The sequence below is a fragment of the Xanthobacter tagetidis genome (assembly GCF_003667445.1).
GTDB classification, from domain to species: domain Bacteria; phylum Pseudomonadota; class Alphaproteobacteria; order Rhizobiales; family Xanthobacteraceae; genus Xanthobacter; species Xanthobacter tagetidis.
The window spans coordinates 391848-407860 of record NZ_RCTF01000001.1 but is presented as its reverse complement, the minus strand read 5'-3'; the positions used below and the strand labels follow the sequence as shown (position 1 = coordinate 407860).

The following is a 16013-nucleotide window of genomic DNA, read 5'->3' as shown; positions in this document are numbered from 1 at the left end:
CGCATCCCGTTCAGCCCTTACCTTCAGCCCTGATCGGCGGTAAGCCGCGCCGCGAGCGCGGCCTCGCGCGTGAACGGGCCGTGCCCCGCAGCGCCGAGGCGGCGGGCGCGGGCGAGCCCGTGGGTGCCGAACCGCACCTTGATCGCCTCTTCCACCCACTTCTCCTCCTGTGCCGCGCGCAGCGCCTCGCGCCGTCCGCCGTCCGCCATGTGCGCGCGGTGGCGGGCGATGGCGTCGTCGAACGCCGCGAGCCCCTCGCCGGTGGAGGCGGACAGGCGCAGCACCGGCACCGCCCAGTCGCCGACCCCGCCCGAAAGCGAGAGCGCGCCGGTGACCTCCGCTGCCGCGCGGCGCGCCACGTCCGCCATGTCGGCCTTGGTAACGACGATGATGTCGGGCAGCTCCATCACGCCCGCCTTCATGAACTGGAGGCTGTCGCCGGACCCCGGCTGGATGCACAGCACCACCGTGTCCGCCACCAGCGAGATGTCGGCCTCCGACTGGCCGACGCCCACGGTCTCGACGATCACGAGGTCGTAGATGGCGCGCAGCAGCACCACCGCCGCCACCGCGTCGTCCGAGAGGCCGCCGAGCCGGTCGCGCGCCGCCATGGAGCGCACGAACACCTGCCGGTCCTCGGGGTCGGTCTGGATGCGCGCCCGGTCGCCGAGCAGCGCCCCCTTGGTGCGGCGCGAGGAGGGGTCGACCGCCAGCACCGCCACCGCGAGGCCGGCGGCGCGGGCGCGGTGCACCAGCGCGTTGGTCAGCGTGGACTTGCCGACGCCGGGCGGCCCGGTGAGGCCCAGGACGTGGGCCTGCGCAGCGCGCGCCGCGGCGTCGAGCAGCGCCGCCAGAGCGGGCGTGCCGCGCTGCGTCTCCACCGCGGCGAGGGCGCGGGCGACGCCGCGCTTGCCGGCGGCGCGGATCTGGTCGAGGTCGGGAACGGGCGGGAGCGGGGCGGACATCGCCGTCAATCTAGAGCGTGCGCGGCCGAAATTGAATGCGCTTGCGCGCCTGCGGCCGCATCTGCGGCCCGCGGAACGGAAAAAGGCGCCGGCTTGCGCCGGCGCCCTTCCATTGATCGGATCCGTGCGGGGGAACGGAACAGATCAACAGCCCGTCATTGGCAACGACTGCGGGAGGCCTTGAGGATCGCCCCGTCGGCGCGGTGCAGGTAGCAGCGCCCGTCATTGGCCCAAAAATAATAGCTCTGGTTCTGCTGGTCGGCCTGGGCGCCGAGGATCGCGCCCGTGGTGCCGCCGATCAGCGCGCCGGCCACCGCGCCACCACCGGTACCGGTGACCGCGCCGCCGATCAGCGCGCCCGCGGTGCCGCCGAAGATCGCGCCGGCGGCGGTGTTGTTCTGGGCCTGCGCCGTGGCGCTCGCGAGGAGCAGAGCCGAGGCGGCGATGAAAGCGGTGCGGAAGGTCATCTTGCTTCTCTCCCGCGGGGCACGGCCGGAACCGGTCCCGCTCGATGAATGACTGTGTATCAAGCCCAACATGAACGGCAGATGAGCGGGTTGTTTGGCTTTCCTTCAAGCCTCACATGGCCTTGGCCGCGACCGCCGGAAGGGGGTCCCCGATCGTGACGGGAAGCGGCCGCCAAGCGAGCGGCTGTCCGGCCGTGCGGGCGCCGTCCCACCGTGCCTCAGCGCGGCCTCTCGCTTTATGGATTCAACGGTGACCGCGGGGAGACGCTGCTTCGGCGATCGGCGCGACGTCAGATGTCGCAGCCGCTGCCGAGCGGCGCGCTCACCAAAGCGGAATTGCGGTAGCGCGGATCGGAGGTCACCTCCTCGCCCGCCCAGGGCGGCAGGTCCACCACCTCGTCCGGGTGCCCGAGCTCCACCTCGGCCACCACGAGGCCGTCATTGTGCGCGCCGAACACGTCGATGACCCAGGTCCTGCCGCCATGGTCGACGAAATGGCGCGTCTTCTCGATGATCGGCCGGGTGCACAGCGTCTCCAGCATGGCGACGCCATCGGCGAAGGGGATGCCGTATTCGTACTCCGCCCGCGAGATGCCTTCGGTGCGGCTCTTCACGGTGAGGAACGCCGCGTCATCGGCGAGGCGGACCCGCACGGTGGCATCCGCGCCGAGGCACAGATAGCCCTGGCGGATGCGGCAGGCCCGTGCTCCGGCGCGCCAGGCTTCGGAGGTGACGAGGAACTTGCGCTCGACTTCGACGGACATGACGGAGCGGATCCCAGGCGACAGGCCGGGCCGACCATAGCCCGCAAGCCCCCGCCTGCGTCCAGCCGGTGCCCGGCGCTGCGCTGCGGGAAAACGTTTTCTTGCAGTGCAATATCCACGGCGTGTGGTCAAAAAACCACGGCCGCCCGGAGGGGCGGCCGTGCAGTGGCGCGGAACGTGCCGGAACGGTCCCACAAAGCGACCAGAGGCCGCCGGCTCGCTCTTTAGGCCGGCACCTTGCGCCGGGGCATGGTGGAGGCCACCGCGTCCACGTCGTGGCGCGAGGGCGGGTTGGTGGCGCCGATGGTGGTGATGCGCATGATGTTGGTGGTGCCCGCCTTGGCGAACGGCACGCCGGCGGTGATGGCGAGGCGGTCGCCTGGCTTGCCGAGGCCGTGCTCAACCGCCACCCGAACCGCGGTGTCCACCATCTCGCCGAAGGAGTGGATGTCCTCCTTCATGTGCACGGCGTGCACGCCGTAGGACAAAGCGAGGCGCCGCGCGGTCTCCACCTTCGGGGTCAGGCCGAGGATCGGGATCATGGGCCGCTCGCGCGCCGCCCGCAGGCCCGTGGTGCCCGAGGAGGTGAAGGCGACGAAGGCCGTGGCGTCCACGGCGATGGCCGCCTGATAGGTGGCCTTGGTGACGGCGTCGCCGATGGTCTTGCCCCATTCCGCCTGGGTGGCGTCGAGCACCTGCCGGTAGCCGGGATCGCGCTCCACGTGGCGGATGATGTCGTCCATGAAGGTCACGGCCTCCACCGGGAACTGGCCGGCGGCCGTCTCGGCGGAGAGCATCACGCAGTCCGCGCCCTCATAGACCGCGGTGGCGACGTCGGAGACCTCGGCGCGGGTCGGCACCGGGGCGGTGATCATGGATTCCAGCATCTGCGTCGCGACGATCACCGGGCGGCCGAACCTGCGCGATTCCGCGATCATGCGCTTCTGCAGCGCCGGCACCTCGGCGAGCGACAGCTCCACCCCGAGGTCGCCGCGCGCCACCATGATGGCGTCGGAGAGTTCCACCAGCTCGGTGAGATGCTCCACCGCGGCGGGCTTCTCCATCTTGAGCATGATGGCCGCGCGGTCCTTGATGAGGTCGCGCGCCTCGTGGATGTCCTCCGGCCGCTGCACGAAGGAGAGCGCGATCCACTCCACCCCCTGCTCGCAGGCGAATTCCAGATCGTGGCGGTCCTTCTCGGTGAGCGGCGACAGCGGCAGCACCACGTCGGGGATGTTGAAGCCCTTGTTGTTGGAGAGCTTGGTGCCCGCCACCACCTGGGCCTCCAGGAAACCCTTGCCTTTCTTGACCACCTTGAGGCGGACCTTGCCGTCGTCGCACAGCACGGTGGAGCCGACGGTGAGCGCCTCAAGGATGTCGGGGTGCGGGATCGGCACGCGGGTCTCGTCGCCGGGGCGATCCACGTCGGCATCGAAATGCAGCACGTCGCCGGGCTTCAGCGCGATCGCGCCGTCCTTGAACCGGCCGATGCGCAGCTTCGGACCCTGCATGTCGGCGATGACGCCGATGGGCCGGCCCATCTCCTTCTCCAGGCGCCGGATGCGGGCCAGCACCTCGCCGTGGTCTGCCTGCGTGCCGTGGCTGAAGTTGAGGCGGAACACGTCGACGCCGGCCAGGAACAGGGCCTTGAGCTTTTCCTCGGTGTTGGAGGCTGGCCCCACGGTGGCGACGATCTTGGTGGAGCGGTCGCGCTTCTGGTGGTGTCGCTTGTTGGGCATCCGATGTCCTCCTGGCTCCCGGCTTCGTTGGGCACGGGCTGGCGTGTTTAGGTCATGATGGCCCGCAATCGTGTAAGCATAAAGTCGCAGAAGAGGCAGCAGGGTTGCCGCATCGGGGCGCTTCGCCGATCCCCCCGAGCTCCCCTCACCCTGACCCTCTCCCCGCCGGGGAGAGGGAAGCGCCCGGCTTGCGGCTGGGCGCGACGGGGGACACCCTCTCCCAAAGGGAGAGGGTGGGGGTGTGGGGTCCGCCGCCGGCCGCGAGAGCGGACCGCGGCTCACGCCACGTCGTGGCCGGCCATCAGCTCCAGCGCCTTCACCAGGGCGGAGTGGTCCCACTTCGCGCCGCCATGGGCGACGCAGGCGTTGAACAGCTCCTGCGCATTGGCGGTGTTGGGCAGGCTCACGCCCAGCGCGCGGGCGCTCTGGAGCGCGAGGTTCAGGTCCTTCTGGTGCAGCTCGATGCGGAAGCCGGGATCGAAGGTGCGCTTGATCATGCGCTCGCCGTGCACTTCGAGGATGCGCGAGGTGGCAAGGCCGCCCATGAGCGCCTGGCGCACCTTGGCCGGGTCGGCACCTGCCTTGGAGGCGAAGACGAGGCCTTCCGCCACGGCCTCGATGGTGAGGGCGACGATGATCTGGTTCGCCACCTTCGCCGTCTGGCCGGCGCCCACGTCGCCCACCAGGGTGATGTTCTTGCCCATCTTCTCGAACAGCGGCTTCACGGTCTCGAAGGTCGCGTCGGCGCCGCCCACCATGATGGTGAGGGAGGCGGCCTTGGCGCCCACCTCGCCGCCGGACACCGGGGCGTCGAGATAGTCCGCGCCCTTTTCCTTCAGCCGCGCCGCGAACTCCTTGGTGGCGACCGGCGAGATGGAGCTCATGTCCACCACGATCTTGCCTGAGGAGATGCCCTCGGCGACACCGTCCTTGCCGAACAGCACCTTCTCCACGTCTGGAGTATCCGGAACCATGGTGATGATGACGTCAGCCTTGCGCGCCACCTCGGCCGACGAGCCGCAGTCCACGGCGCCCTTGTCGAGCAGGTCCTGCGCGGGCTTCGAACGGTTATGGACGTAGAGCGTGTGGCCCGCATCGATGAGGTGGCCCGCCATGGGGCGGCCCATGATGCCGAGGCCGATGAAACCGACGTTCATGTGCGTTTCTCCTGAAGAGTGTTGGTTGTCCACGGGTCCGCGGTTCTCCCCTCTCCCCTTGTGGGAGAGGGGCCGGGGGTGAGGGGGCCGGCGGTGCGATACCCCTCACCCGTCCCGCGGCTGCGCCGCGGTCCACCCTCTCCCACAAGGGGAGAGGGGCCACCCGCGCGAATTGATGGCGCGCCTTACCCCTTAAACGGCGCGAACCAGCCGAGGCCTTCGTCCGTGGTGGTCCTGGGCTTGTACTCGGCGCCGATCCAGCCGTCATAGCCCATGGCGTCGAGAGCCCCGAACAGGAACGGATAGTTGATCTCGCCGGTGCCCGGCTCGTTGCGGCCGGGATTGTCGGCGAGCTGGATGTGCTTGATGCGGGCGAGGTTGGTGCGCATGGTCGGGGTGAGGTCCCCCTCCATCACCTGCATGTGGTAGATGTCGTACTGGAAGAAGATGTCGTCCGCGCCCACGGCGTCGAGCACCGCCAGCGTCTGCTTCGTATTGGTGAGGTGGAAACCCGGGATGTCGCGGGTGTTGATCGCCTCGACCACGAGGGGAATGCCCGCCTTCTTGAACTCGCCGGCAGCGAACGTCAGGTTCTTCACCAGAGTTTCATGCACCTTCTCCGCCGGCACGTCCTTGGGCGTGATGCCGGCGAGGCAGTTGACCGCCGTGGTGCCGAGCGCCTTGGCGAAGTCGATGCCGAGGGCGACGCTGTCCTGGAACTCGCCTTCGCGGCCGGGCAGGCAGGCAATGCCGCGCTCGCCCTTGGCCCAGTCGCCGGCCGGCAGGTTGTGCAGCACCTGGGTGAGGCCGTGCTTGCGGAGCCGCTCCGCCAGCGCCTCCTTCTCGTACGGATAGGGGAACAGATACTCGACCCCCTTGAAGCCCGCCTGCTCCGCCTTGGCGAAGCGGTCGAGAAAGTCGATCTCGTTCCACAGCATGGTGAGGTTGGCGCAGAACTTGGGCATGTCGTCTCCGCTGGCTGAGCCTTGGTTCTTAGGGCAGGTGTTCTTGGGGCAGGTGTTCTTGGGGCAGGTCCGCGGCGCGGCTCCTATCCCACCGTCATGCCCCGGCTTGTCCGGGGCATCCACGGTTTTCTTGAGAAGGGGCGCCAGGGAATGGGGGTGGATCCCCCGGTCAAGCCGGGGGATGACGCCGCGCGGGCGGGCGGCGGGCCTTGGAACGGCCGCGCGGTCCCGGCCTATTCGGCCGGCTCCAGGGCCTTCACCTGGTCGAGGGGCAGGTCCAGCACGTCCTCGAACTCGGTGATCTTGTCGATCTCAACGCCCATGGCGATGTTGGTCACCCGCTCCAGGATGAATTCCACCACCACCGGCACCTGGTGCTCGGCCATGAGGCGCTCGGCCTCGGCGAAGGCGCCCTTGAACTCGTTGGGCGTGCGGACGCGGATCGCCTTGCAGCCGAGGCCCTCGGCCACCGCCACATGGTCGACGCCGTAGCCGCCGGCCTCCTCGGAATTGATGTTCTCGAAGGCGAGCGAGACCTCGAAGTCCATCTCGAAGCCGCGCTGCGCCTGGCGGATCAGGCCGAGATAGGAGTTGTTCACCACCACGTGGAGATAGGGCAGCTTGTGCTGCGCCCCCACCGCCAGCTCCTCGATGAGGAACTGGAAGTCGTAGTCGCCGGAGAGCGCCACGATCTTGGCATCCGGGCGCGCCGCGCGCACGCCGAGCGCCGCCGGCAGGGTCCAGCCGAGCGGGCCGGCCTGGCCGCAATTGATCCAGTTGCGCGGCGAGTAGACGTTCAGGAACTGCGCGCCGGCGATCTGCGACAGGCCGATGGTGGTGACATAGGTCACGTCGCGGCCGAGCGCCTCGTTCATCTCCTCATAGACCCGCTGCGGCTTCAGCGGCACGTTGTCGAAGTGAGACTTGCGCAGCATGGTCTGCTTGCGGGCGCGGCACTCGTCCGCCCAGGCGGACCAGTCCGGCAGCCGTCCTGCAAGCTTCAGCTCGGCGGCCGCAGCGACGAACAGCTCCAGCGCCGCCTTGGCATCGGAGACGATGCCGAAGTCCGGGCCGAACACGCGGCCGATCTGGGTCGGCTCGATGTCCACATGGATGAACTTGCGGCCCTTGGTGTAGACCTCCACCGAGCCGGTGTGGCGATTGGCCCAGCGGTTGCCGATGCCGGCCACGAAGTCCGAGGCGAGCAGGTTCGCATTGCCGTAGCGGTGCGAGGTCTGCAGGCCGCACATGCCGGCCATCAGCGGGTGGTCGTCCGGGATGGCGCCCCAGCCCATGAGGGTGGGAATGACCGGGATGCCGGTGAGCTCGGCGAACTCCACGAGGAGGTCGGAGGCATCCGCGTTGATGATGCCGCCGCCGGCGACGATCAGCGGGCGCTCGGCGCCGAGGATCATCTCCATGGCCTTGTCGATCTGAGCCGGCGTCGCCGTCGGCTTGTAGACCGGCAAGGGCGCGTAGGTCTCCTCGTCGAACTCGATCTCGGCGAGCTGCACGTCCAGCGGCAGGTCGATGAGCACCGGGCCGGGCCGGCCCGAGCGCATCACGTGGAACGCCTGCTGGAACACCATCGGCACGAGGGCCGGCTCACGCACCGTCACCGCCCATTTGGTGACGGGCTTGGCGATGGACTCGATGTCGACCGCCTGGAAGTCCTCCTTGTAGAGGCGCGCCCGCGGGGCCTGGCCGGTGATGCACAGGATCGGGATGGAATCCGCGGAGGCCGAATAGAGGCCGGTGATCATGTCGGTGCCGGCGGGGCCGGAGGTGCCGATGCACACGCCGATATTGCCGGCCACCGCGCGGGTGTAGCCCTCGGCCATGTGCGAGGCGCCTTCGACGTGGCGCGCCAGCACGTGGCGGATGGAGCCGCGCGCCTTCAGGGCGGAATAGAGCGGGTTGATGGCCGCGCCGGGAACTCCGAACGCGGTGCTGATACCTTCCTTCTCCAGGACGCGAACGGCGGCGTCGACGGCTCTCATGCGGGCCATGGCGTGTTCCTCAGGGGGCTTTTGGTTGTCCTTGGTCTTTTGTATACCCCCGCGCGTTTTTCGCATCTATGGAAGAGATGGAACGACATTGATGCCTTCTGGGCAATAAATCGGCGCCTCTATCTCCGCCTGCGGCGCCGGTGCTAGGCTGCGCCATCCACCTGGGGAGGCGGGCATGCGGGGGCGTGGGATCATTCGGACGGCGCTATGGGCAGCGATCGCGGCGGGCGCCTGCGCCCTTGCCCCGGCCGCCGGCGCGCAGGCCTTGAGCGAACTGTCGTGCCGGGCGCTCTGGTATCAGCGCAACGCGGTCTATGCGGAGCAGGGCTATTGCTTCAAGACCAAGGACGCGATCGCCACGTTCGGCGAGCGCTGCTTTCCGCCCTACGGCCAGCTCACGCCGGCGCAGCAGCGCTATGTGAACGAGGTCAAGGCCTGGGAGGCCCGGCGCGGCTGCCGCTGAGGCGCTCCGGCTGCGAACGGCTCGCATGGCCGCATGACGTGCTATAGATGCGCCGCCCTCCGCGGGCGCCCCTCAACGGGCGCCCTTCCGGGACGCGCCGTTCCGGACGCTCCCCAAGACAACGCCAATCCAGCGCGAAGACGCCATGACCGACATCGCCACGCGGGTCTACAACCACGACTGGAAGATCGACCCCATCGTGCGGTCGGTGCTCGACACCGACTTCTACAAGCTGCTGATGGGGCAGACCATCTTCCGCCGCCATCCGGGCACGCGGGTGACGTTCGGCATCCATAACCGCACGTCCTCGATCCGGCTCGCCGACATCATCGACATCGGCGCCCTGCGCGAGCAGCTCGACCATGTGCGCTCGCTCTCGCTCACCCGCGGCGAGAGCACCTGGCTGCGCGGCAACATGTTCTACGGCAAGAGGCAGATGTTCTCGCCCGATTATGTGGCGTGGCTCGAAGGCTTCCGCTTCCCCGCTTATCACCTTGAGAAGTGGGACGGGCAGTACGAGCTGGTGTTTGAGGGGCCGTGGGTCGAGACCACCATGTGGGAGATCCCGGCGCTCGCCATCATCAACGAGCTGCGCTCGCGTGCGGTGCTCAAAGGCATGGGCAAGTTCGAGCTCCAGATTCTCTATGCCCGCGCCATGACGCGGGTGTGGGAGAAGGTCGAGTTCCTGAAGACCCTCGCCCCCATCAAGATCGCCGATTTCGGCACCCGCCGCCGCCACGGCTTCCTGTGGCAGGACTGGTGCGTCCAGGCGCTGATCGAGGGCTTGGGCGAAGGTTTCCTCGGCACCTCCAACTGCCTCATCGCCATGCGGCGCGAGGTGGAGGCCACCGGCACCAACGCCCACGAGCTGCCCATGGTCTATGCCGCGCTCGCCCGCAGCGACGCGGAGCTCGCCTGGTCGCCTTACCAGGTGCTGGCCGACTGGCAGGAGGACTATGAGGGCAACCTGCGCGTCATCCTGCCGGACACCTTCGGCACCGCCGGCTTCCTCGCCCACGCGCCCGACTGGGTGGCGCAGTGGACCGGCATCCGCATCGACAGCAAGGAGCCGGTGGCGGGCGGCGAGGAGGCCATCGCCTGGTGGCGCGCGCGCGGCCAGGACCCGCGCGAGAAGCTCGCCATCTTCTCCGACGCGCTCGATGTGGAGGAGGTGGCGCGCATCCACCGCGCCTTCAACGGCCGCATCCGCATGGGCTTCGGCTGGGGCACGCTGCTCACCAACGATTTCCGGGGCCTCGTGCCGAACGGCGCTCTCGACCCCATCTCCATCGTCTGCAAGGTGATCTCCGCCAATGGGCACGCGGCGGTGAAGCTCTCCGACAACCCCACCAAGGCCATGGGGCCGCCAGCCGAGATCGCGCGCTACAAGCGCATCTTCGAGGTCGGCGCCCAGGAGGCGCGGCCGGCGCTGGTGTGACGCGCACCGGCCCTGGGGTTCATTGCGGCTTCCAGGCCCGCAGCAGCAGCGCGTTGGCGATCACGCTCACCGACGAGAGCGCCATGGCCGCCGCCGCCACCATGGGCGACAGCAGGAGACCGATGGCCGGATAGAGCACGCCGGCTGCGATCGGCACCCCCGCCGCATTGTAGAGGAACGCGAAGACGAGGTTGCGGCGGATGTTCGCCATGGTCGCCTTCGACAGCGACCGGGCGTGGGCGATGCCGTTGAGGTCGCCCTTGAGCAGCGTGATGCCGGCGCTCTCCATGGCGATGTCGGTGCCGGTGCCCATGGCGATGCCCACGTCCGCCACCGCGAGCGCCGGGGCATCGTTGATGCCGTCGCCGGCCATGGCCACCACGTGGCCCTCCTTGCGCAGGCGCGTCACAACGTCGGCCTTGTGGTCGGGCAGAACCTCGGCCTCCACCTCGGTGATGCCGAGGCGCTTGGCCACCGCGAGCGCCGTGGTCCTGTTGTCGCCGGTGAGCATGACCACGCGCACGCCGTCCTTCGAAAGGCGCCTCAGCGCCGCCTCGGTGGTCTCCTTCACCGGATCGGCGACGGCGATGACGCCGCAGGCGCGCCCGTCCACCGCCACGAACACGGTGGTGGCGCCGTCGCGGCGGTGGCTCTCCGCCACCGCGATCAGGTGGTCCACGGGAACGCCGTTGTCGCCCAGATAGATGGCGTGGCCGACCACGACGCGATGGCCCTCCACCGTGCCGGCGATCCCCTTGCCGGACGTCGCGGCCACGTCCGCCGGCGCGGCCAGCGTCAGGTCGCGCGCCTTGGCTTCGCCCACCATGGCGGCGGCGATGGGATGCTCGCTCGCCCGCTCCACGCTGGCGGCGAGGCGCAGGATGTCGTTCTCGTCCATGCCGCGGCCGGCATGCACCGCCACAACCTTGGGCTTGCCGAGGGTGAGGGTGCCGGTCTTGTCCACCACCACCACGTCCACCTTCTCCATGCGCTCCAGCGCCTCGGCATTCTTCACCAGCACGCCGACCTGGGCGCCCCGCCCCACCCCCACCATCACCGACATGGGGGTGGCGAGGCCGAGCGCGCAGGGGCAGGCGATGATGAGCACGCTCACCGCCGCGAGCAGCGCGAAGGTGAGGCGCGGCTCGGGGCCGACCGCCATCCACACCACGAAGGCGACGCAGGCGGCGGCGAACACCGCCGGCACGAACCAGGAGGAAACCTGATCGACGAGCCGCTGGATCGGCGCGCGCGAGCGCTGCGCCTGGGCCACCATCTGCACGATCTGCGACAGCAGCGTCTCCCGCCCCACCTTCTCGGCGCGCATGAGGAAGGCGCCGGAGGCGTTCACCGTGCCGCCGATCACGGTCTCTCCGGCCTCGCGGGTGACGGGCATGGATTCGCCGGTGACGAGGCTCTCGTCCACCACCGCCCGGCCCTCGGTGACAACGCCGTCCACCGGCACCTTCTCGCCGGGGCGCACGCGCAGCACGGTGCCGGGGGCGACGAGGTCGAGGGCGACCTCCTCGTCGGTCCCGTCGGCGTTCACGCGGAGGGCGGTCTTGGGGGCGAGCGACAGCAGGGCCTTGATGGCGCCGGAGGTCTGCTCGCGGGCGCCGAGCTCCAGAACCTGGCCCAGCGCCACCAGCACGGTGATGACCGCCGCCGCCTCGAAATAGACCGGCACCCCGCCCTCATGGGCATGGAAGCCGTGCGGGAACAGGCCGGGCAGGAAGGTGCCCACGATCGAATAGAGATAGGCCACCCCCGTGCCCATGGCGATGAGGGTGAACATGTTGTAGTTGCGCGACTTCAGCGAGAGCCAGCCGCGCTCGAAGAAGGGCCGGCCCACCCACAGCACCACCGGGGTCGCGAGCGCGAACTGAACGTAGTTCGAAAGCTGCTGCGGCAGCAGGTGGAGGCCGGCGACATGCCGGCCCATCTCCAGAACGAACACCGGAAGGGTCAAAGCGAGGCCGATCCAGAACCGGCGCTTCATGTCCGCCAGTTCTTCGTTCGGCGCATCGTCGAGCGTCACGACCTCGGGCTCCAGCGCCATGCCGCAGATCGGGCAGATGCCGGGGCCGATCTGGCGGATCTCCGGGTCCATGGGGCAGGTATAGATGGTGCCCTCGGGCACGGCGGCCGGCGGGGGCGGCGCCTTCTCGCCGGTATAGACGCCGGGGTCCGCCCTGAATTTGGTTTCGCAGGAGGACGAGCAGAAGAAATAGGTCTTGCCCGCGTGGCGCGCGGCATGTTTGGCGCTCGCCGGCGCGACGCTCATGCCGCAGACCGGGTCGACCTGCGGTTCGAGGTATTTCTGCGGGTCGGCCTCGAACTTGGCCTTGCAGCCGTTGCAGCAGAAGTGGAACGCGCGCCCCTCGTGGATCGTGCTGGGCTTGCCCGCCTCGGGCGAGGGATCCACATCCATGCCGCAGACCACATCCTTGACCTTGGCGGGCGCGGCGGGCGGCTGCGCGGGCTGGCCGTGGTCGTGCCCGCCGCAGCAGGCGCCGGCCTTGGGCGCCGCGGACTGATCGAGCGGGGGCGGCGCCTTGCCGCTGCAGCAGTCGTGACTCGCGGGGTCGTGCCCGTTGCCATCGTGGCCCGAAGAGCCGGTCGGCGTGCCCTGTGTGGAAGGATCGTGTGCCATGACGGCTCCAAACATCTGGTGCCAGAAGGGACCTTTCGAACGGCGAAGGCCTTGCGCTGGCTCACATTGGCGAAGCTTTTTAACCCCCGGGGGGTATCTGGGCTTGTCCCATATACCCACAGGGGGTATATGGCAAGGCATGCACAGCCCCGACAAAGACCGTGTCCTCAAGCGCCTCGCCCGGATCGAGGGGCAGACGCGCGGCCTCTCCCGCATGGTGGAGGAGGACCGTTACTGCATCGACGTCATCACCCAGATCGCCGCGGTGCGCGCGGCGCTCAAGAAGGTGGAGGAGGAGGTGCTGCGCCAGCATGTGGCGCACTGCGTCGAGCACGCCATCCGCTCCGGCGATGCGGAGGACCAGCGCCGCAAGGTGGCCGAGCTGATGGATGTGATCGTCCGCGCCGAGCGGTAAGAGGCGTTCAGTGGTCCAGGGATGCGCCCCACGCGCTTAATGTTCGATCATTGGGCTTCGGTGCCCGAGCCGGAACCGGCTTCGCTCGCAGGTGCCCTGACGCCGGCTGAACGAGCGCTGGGGCGCGCAGGCGTGGTGCGCGATCTTGACCCGGCGCGCTGGGCCGGGCAGGTTGCCGGCCGGTCTTTAGGGGGCAGCGTTTTCGGCAGCCCCGGAAACTGGGTTCGGGAGTGGGTCATGGCGGGTTCGGGTTCGGGCGGCAGGATGCTTACGGTGGCGAGCGCCGCCCTGCTCGTCGCCACCGAGGCGGTCGCCACCGCCGTGGCCGCCGGCTGGGCGGTCGCAGGCCTGTTCCGCCTGGGCGACATCGGCCTTTATGTGCTGGTGGCGCTGTTCGGCGCCGCCGCTCTGTATGTGTCCTGGATCTACCTGAAGAAGGCGCGAGTCGCCGAGGCCTCCCTGGCGGAGTGACCGTCTCAGGGCCGCCAGCGCGTCACCACGTCGGCGCGCGCGGGACGGGGCCGGTCGGGGGCGACCTCCGACGGGCTGCCGATATGGATGAAGCCCGCCACCTGCTCGTTCTCGCCGACGCCCAGAAGCGCCGCGGCTGCGCTGTCACGGCCCGGCCATTTCAGCAGCCACTGGGCGCCGAAGCCGAGCGCCGTGGCGGCCGAGATCAGGTTCATGGCCGCGGCGCCCGCCGAGAGCACCTGGTTGAGCACCGGGATCTTCGCCGCCGGGTCCGGCCGGCTCACCACAACCACCGTCACCGGCGCGCGCAGCAGATAGTCGCGCCACATGGTGCGCTTGTCGGCGGCGAGGTCCGGGTTCTGCGCCAGATAGAGCGCGTCGAGCCGCTCGCCGGCCGCTCGCCGCGCCTCCCCGTCCAGCACGATGAAGCGCCACGGCACGAGGCGGCCGTGGTCGGGCACCCGCGCGGCGATGGCGAGCATGCGGTCGAGCGCCGCCGCATCGGGACCCGGCGGCACCAGAGCGCGCAGCGGCAGGGAGCGGCGGGCTTCGAGCAGGGCCAGCATCTCGGCGCTGGTGGGCACCGGGATGGGCGCCGGCGGCGGCGCATCCGCCGGCCGCGCGGGCGCGCCGTGGCGGTGGCCGCCACCGGCTTCGGGGGCGCCGGCGGAAGCGTCGGCATCCGCAGGGCGATCGGCCATGGCCCGCGCTCAGGCCTCGGCCTTGATGCGCGCCAGAGCGAGCGCCTGGTCGATGTTGGCGACGAGGTCGAGATGGGTGCCCGGCGCGCCGTGCACCATCTTCTCCAGCACCGTGCGCGGCTGGCCCTGGAGGCCCGCCACCACCAGCGCCGTGCCGCCGCCCGCGCACTGGCGGGCGAAGTTCGACAGAGCGTTGACGCCGGTGGCGTCCATCATCGGCACCTCGGTCATGTCGAGCACGAACACGCGCGGCTTCTGGCCGATCTTCTCCAGAACCTCCGAGAAGCGCGCGGCGGCTCCGAAGAACAGCGGCCCGCTCACCTGGAAGATTTCCACGCCCGCCGGCAGGTTGCCGCGCGCGTCGTGCTCCTCGCCGGTGCCGAACTCGGCCGGGGCGACGCTGGCGGTCTCCGCCATGCGGTGCATGAACAGGACGGCGGCGAGCACCACGCCCGTGGCGATGGCGACCGTGAGGTCCACCGCCACCGTGAGCACGAAGGTGGAGATCAGCAGCACCCGGTCGCCGAGGGGGGCCGACATGAGATGGCGGAAGCGGTCCACCTCGCTCATGTTCCAGGCCACCACCATGAGGATGGCGGCGAGGCTCGCCAGCGGGATCGAGGCGGCGAGCGGCGCCAGCGCCAGCATCACCGCCAGCACGAACACCGCATGCAGCACCCCGGCCATGGGCGAGCGGGCGCCGGCGCGGATGTTGGTGGCGGTGCGGGCGATGGCGCCGGTGGCCGGCAGGCCGCCGAACAGCGCCGACGCGGTATTGGCGACGCCCTGGGCGACCAGCTCGGCGTTCGGCCGGTGCCGTCCCCCGGTCATGCCGTCCGCCACCACCGCCGAGAGCAGGCTCTCGACGCCGGCGAGGAAGGCGATGGTGAAGGCGCTGGGCAGCAGCTCCCACATGCGGGCGAGCGTGACGTCGGGCAAATGCGGGGCGGGGATGGCGCCGGAGATGCCGCCGAAGCGCGAGCCGATGGTCTCCACCTGGAGGCCGAGCAGCGGCACCACCAGCGCCCCCGCCACCACGGCGATGAGGAAGCCCGGCACCTTGGGCGCCACCTTGCGCAGCACCAGGATCAGCGCCAGCGCGCCCACCGACAGCGCGGTGGTGGCGAGCGACAGGCCGGGCGCGGCCTTGAACATGGCGATCCACTTGTCCAGGAACTCGGCCGGCACCTGACCCATGGGCAGACCGAGGAAATCCTTCACCTGGCTGGAGAAGATGATGACCGCGATGCCGGCGGTGAAGCCCGTGACCACCGGCTCGGGGATGTAGCGCATGAAGTTGCCGAGCCGGGTGAGGCCGGCCACCAGCAGCATCGCACCCGCCATGAGGGTGGCGATCAAAAGTCCGTCATAACCGTGCTGCGCGATGACGTTGAACACCACCACCACGAACGCGCCGGTGGGGCCGCCGATCTGGTAGCGGCTGCCGCCGAGGGCCGAGATCAGCAGGCCGGCCACCACCACCGTGACGAGGCCCTTGTCGGGCGAGGCGCCGGACGCGATGGCCAGCGCCATGGCGAGCGGCAGCGCGACGATGGCGACCGTAAGGCCGGCCACCGCGTCGGCACGAAGGTCTGCAAGGCGGTAGCCCTGCATGAGGGTGGTGACGAGCTTGGGGACGAAGCCGTCGCGCCGGTGCTGCGGATGGGGCGGACGGGCGGGCGCCGTGTTTGCGGCAAAGGTCATGGGCTGCCTCTTTGCGCAGCGGTCTCGGAAGTTCGGGGCCGAGCGGAATCGTGGGATGAGCCGGCAAACTTTCCAGGATGCGGGCAGCGCGCGAGCGCCGAA

At 69.8% G+C, this 16013-nt stretch carries 14 protein-coding genes; 4 read left to right on the top strand and 10 right to left on the bottom strand.

The features are described 5' to 3' along the window. Positions 1 to 23: 23 nt before the first annotated feature. The 7 genes from D9R14_RS01880 to gcl form a co-directional block, all read right to left on the bottom strand. On the bottom strand, positions 24 to 965 hold the full coding sequence (locus D9R14_RS01880) for an ArgK/MeaB family GTPase (RefSeq protein WP_121621585.1): 942 nt from the start codon (positions 963 to 965) through the stop codon (positions 24 to 26). A 155-nt stretch (positions 966 to 1120) separates the two neighbouring features. After that, complete coding sequence (locus D9R14_RS01875; RefSeq protein ID WP_121621584.1) at positions 1121 to 1432, bottom strand: YMGG-like glycine zipper-containing protein; 312 nt, start codon at positions 1430 to 1432, stop codon at positions 1121 to 1123. Positions 1433 to 1722: 290 nt separating this feature from the next. After that, on the bottom strand, positions 1723 to 2196 hold the full coding sequence (locus D9R14_RS01870) for a CYTH domain-containing protein (protein ID WP_121621583.1): 474 nt from the start codon (positions 2194 to 2196) through the stop codon (positions 1723 to 1725). Between the two features lie 224 nt (positions 2197 to 2420). Then, positions 2421 to 3935 carry a pyruvate kinase gene (gene pyk / locus D9R14_RS01865; protein WP_121621582.1) on the bottom strand — a complete coding sequence of 505 codons (1515 nt, stop codon included), beginning with the start codon at positions 3933 to 3935 and terminating at the stop codon, positions 2421 to 2423. A gap of 278 nt (positions 3936 to 4213) precedes the next feature. Then, complete coding sequence (locus D9R14_RS01860) at positions 4214 to 5092, bottom strand: 2-hydroxy-3-oxopropionate reductase (protein WP_121621581.1); 879 nt, start codon at positions 5090 to 5092, stop codon at positions 4214 to 4216. A 185-nt stretch (positions 5093 to 5277) separates the two neighbouring features. Continuing rightward, positions 5278 to 6057 carry a hydroxypyruvate isomerase gene (gene hyi, locus D9R14_RS01855; RefSeq protein ID WP_121621580.1) on the bottom strand — a complete coding sequence of 260 codons (780 nt, stop codon included), beginning with the start codon at positions 6055 to 6057 and terminating at the stop codon, positions 5278 to 5280. 233 nt (positions 6058 to 6290) lie between these two features. Next, entirely contained in the window at positions 6291 to 8066 is a 1776-nt protein-coding gene (gene gcl, locus D9R14_RS01850; RefSeq protein ID WP_121621579.1) for a glyoxylate carboligase, read from the bottom strand. Positions 8067 to 8241: 175 nt separating this feature from the next. On the opposite strand from gcl, the gene D9R14_RS01845 reads away from it, so the two are divergent. Next, positions 8242 to 8529 carry a YARHG domain-containing protein gene (locus D9R14_RS01845; RefSeq protein WP_121621578.1) on the top strand — a complete coding sequence of 96 codons (288 nt, stop codon included), beginning with the start codon at positions 8242 to 8244 and terminating at the stop codon, positions 8527 to 8529. Positions 8530 to 8674: 145 nt separating this feature from the next. Then, the gene (gene pncB, locus D9R14_RS01840; protein WP_121621577.1) at positions 8675 to 9967 is read left to right on the top strand and encodes a nicotinate phosphoribosyltransferase; all 1293 of its coding nucleotides are present in this window, start codon (positions 8675 to 8677) and stop codon (positions 9965 to 9967) included. Positions 9968 to 9986: 19 nt separating this feature from the next. Here the strand turns inward: pncB and D9R14_RS01835 are convergent, their stop codons facing one another. Beyond that, positions 9987 to 12620, bottom strand: a complete 2634-nt coding sequence (locus D9R14_RS01835) for a heavy metal translocating P-type ATPase (protein ID WP_121621576.1) — start codon at positions 12618 to 12620, stop codon at positions 9987 to 9989. Between the two features lie 139 nt (positions 12621 to 12759). On the opposite strand from D9R14_RS01835, the gene D9R14_RS01830 reads away from it, so the two are divergent. Continuing rightward, a complete protein-coding gene (locus D9R14_RS01830; protein WP_121621575.1) occupies positions 12760 to 13035 on the top strand; it encodes a metal-sensitive transcriptional regulator in 276 nt (91 codons plus the stop codon). A gap of 237 nt (positions 13036 to 13272) precedes the next feature. After that, the gene (locus tag D9R14_RS01825; protein ID WP_121621574.1) at positions 13273 to 13506 is read left to right on the top strand and encodes a hypothetical protein; all 234 of its coding nucleotides are present in this window, start codon (positions 13273 to 13275) and stop codon (positions 13504 to 13506) included. Positions 13507 to 13511: 5 nt separating this feature from the next. Here D9R14_RS01825 and D9R14_RS01820 read toward each other — a convergent pair whose 3' ends face one another. Together D9R14_RS01820 and D9R14_RS01815 are read right to left on the bottom strand one after the other, a co-directional pair. After that, positions 13512 to 14207, bottom strand: a complete 696-nt coding sequence (locus tag D9R14_RS01820; protein WP_121621573.1) for a nitroreductase family protein — start codon at positions 14205 to 14207, stop codon at positions 13512 to 13514. A gap of 9 nt (positions 14208 to 14216) precedes the next feature. Further along, the gene (locus tag D9R14_RS01815) at positions 14217 to 15911 is read right to left on the bottom strand and encodes a SulP family inorganic anion transporter (RefSeq protein ID WP_121621572.1); all 1695 of its coding nucleotides are present in this window, start codon (positions 15909 to 15911) and stop codon (positions 14217 to 14219) included. Positions 15912 to 16013 lie beyond the last annotated feature (102 nt).

Bases quoted from the DNA above. Each gene is read 5' to 3' on its own strand.
- D9R14_RS01880 (WP_121621585.1), bottom strand. From the start codon at position 965: ATGTCCGCCCCGCTCCCGCCCGTTCCCGACCTCGACCAGATCCGCGCC.
- D9R14_RS01875 (WP_121621584.1), bottom strand. From the start codon at position 1,432: ATGACCTTCCGCACCGCTTTCATCGCCGCCTCGGCTCTGCTCCTCGCG.
- D9R14_RS01870 (WP_121621583.1), bottom strand. From the start codon at position 2,196: ATGTCCGTCGAAGTCGAGCGCAAGTTCCTCGTCACCTCCGAAGCCTGG.
- pyk (WP_121621582.1), bottom strand. From the start codon at position 3,935: ATGCCCAACAAGCGACACCACCAGAAGCGCGACCGCTCCACCAAGATC.
- D9R14_RS01860 (WP_121621581.1), bottom strand. From the start codon at position 5,092: ATGAACGTCGGTTTCATCGGCCTCGGCATCATGGGCCGCCCCATGGCG.
- hyi (WP_121621580.1), bottom strand. From the start codon at position 6,057: ATGCCCAAGTTCTGCGCCAACCTCACCATGCTGTGGAACGAGATCGAC.
- gcl (WP_121621579.1), bottom strand. From the start codon at position 8,066: ATGGCCCGCATGAGAGCCGTCGACGCCGCCGTTCGCGTCCTGGAGAAG.
- D9R14_RS01845 (WP_121621578.1), top strand. From the start codon at position 8,242: ATGCGGGGGCGTGGGATCATTCGGACGGCGCTATGGGCAGCGATCGCG.
- pncB (WP_121621577.1), top strand. From the start codon at position 8,675: ATGACCGACATCGCCACGCGGGTCTACAACCACGACTGGAAGATCGAC.
- D9R14_RS01835 (WP_121621576.1), bottom strand. From the start codon at position 12,620: ATGGCACACGATCCTTCCACACAGGGCACGCCGACCGGCTCTTCGGGC.
- D9R14_RS01830 (WP_121621575.1), top strand. From the start codon at position 12,760: ATGCACAGCCCCGACAAAGACCGTGTCCTCAAGCGCCTCGCCCGGATC.
- D9R14_RS01825 (WP_121621574.1), top strand. From the start codon at position 13,273: ATGGCGGGTTCGGGTTCGGGCGGCAGGATGCTTACGGTGGCGAGCGCC.
- D9R14_RS01820 (WP_121621573.1), bottom strand. From the start codon at position 14,207: ATGGCCGATCGCCCTGCGGATGCCGACGCTTCCGCCGGCGCCCCCGAA.
- D9R14_RS01815 (WP_121621572.1), bottom strand. From the start codon at position 15,911: ATGACCTTTGCCGCAAACACGGCGCCCGCCCGTCCGCCCCATCCGCAG.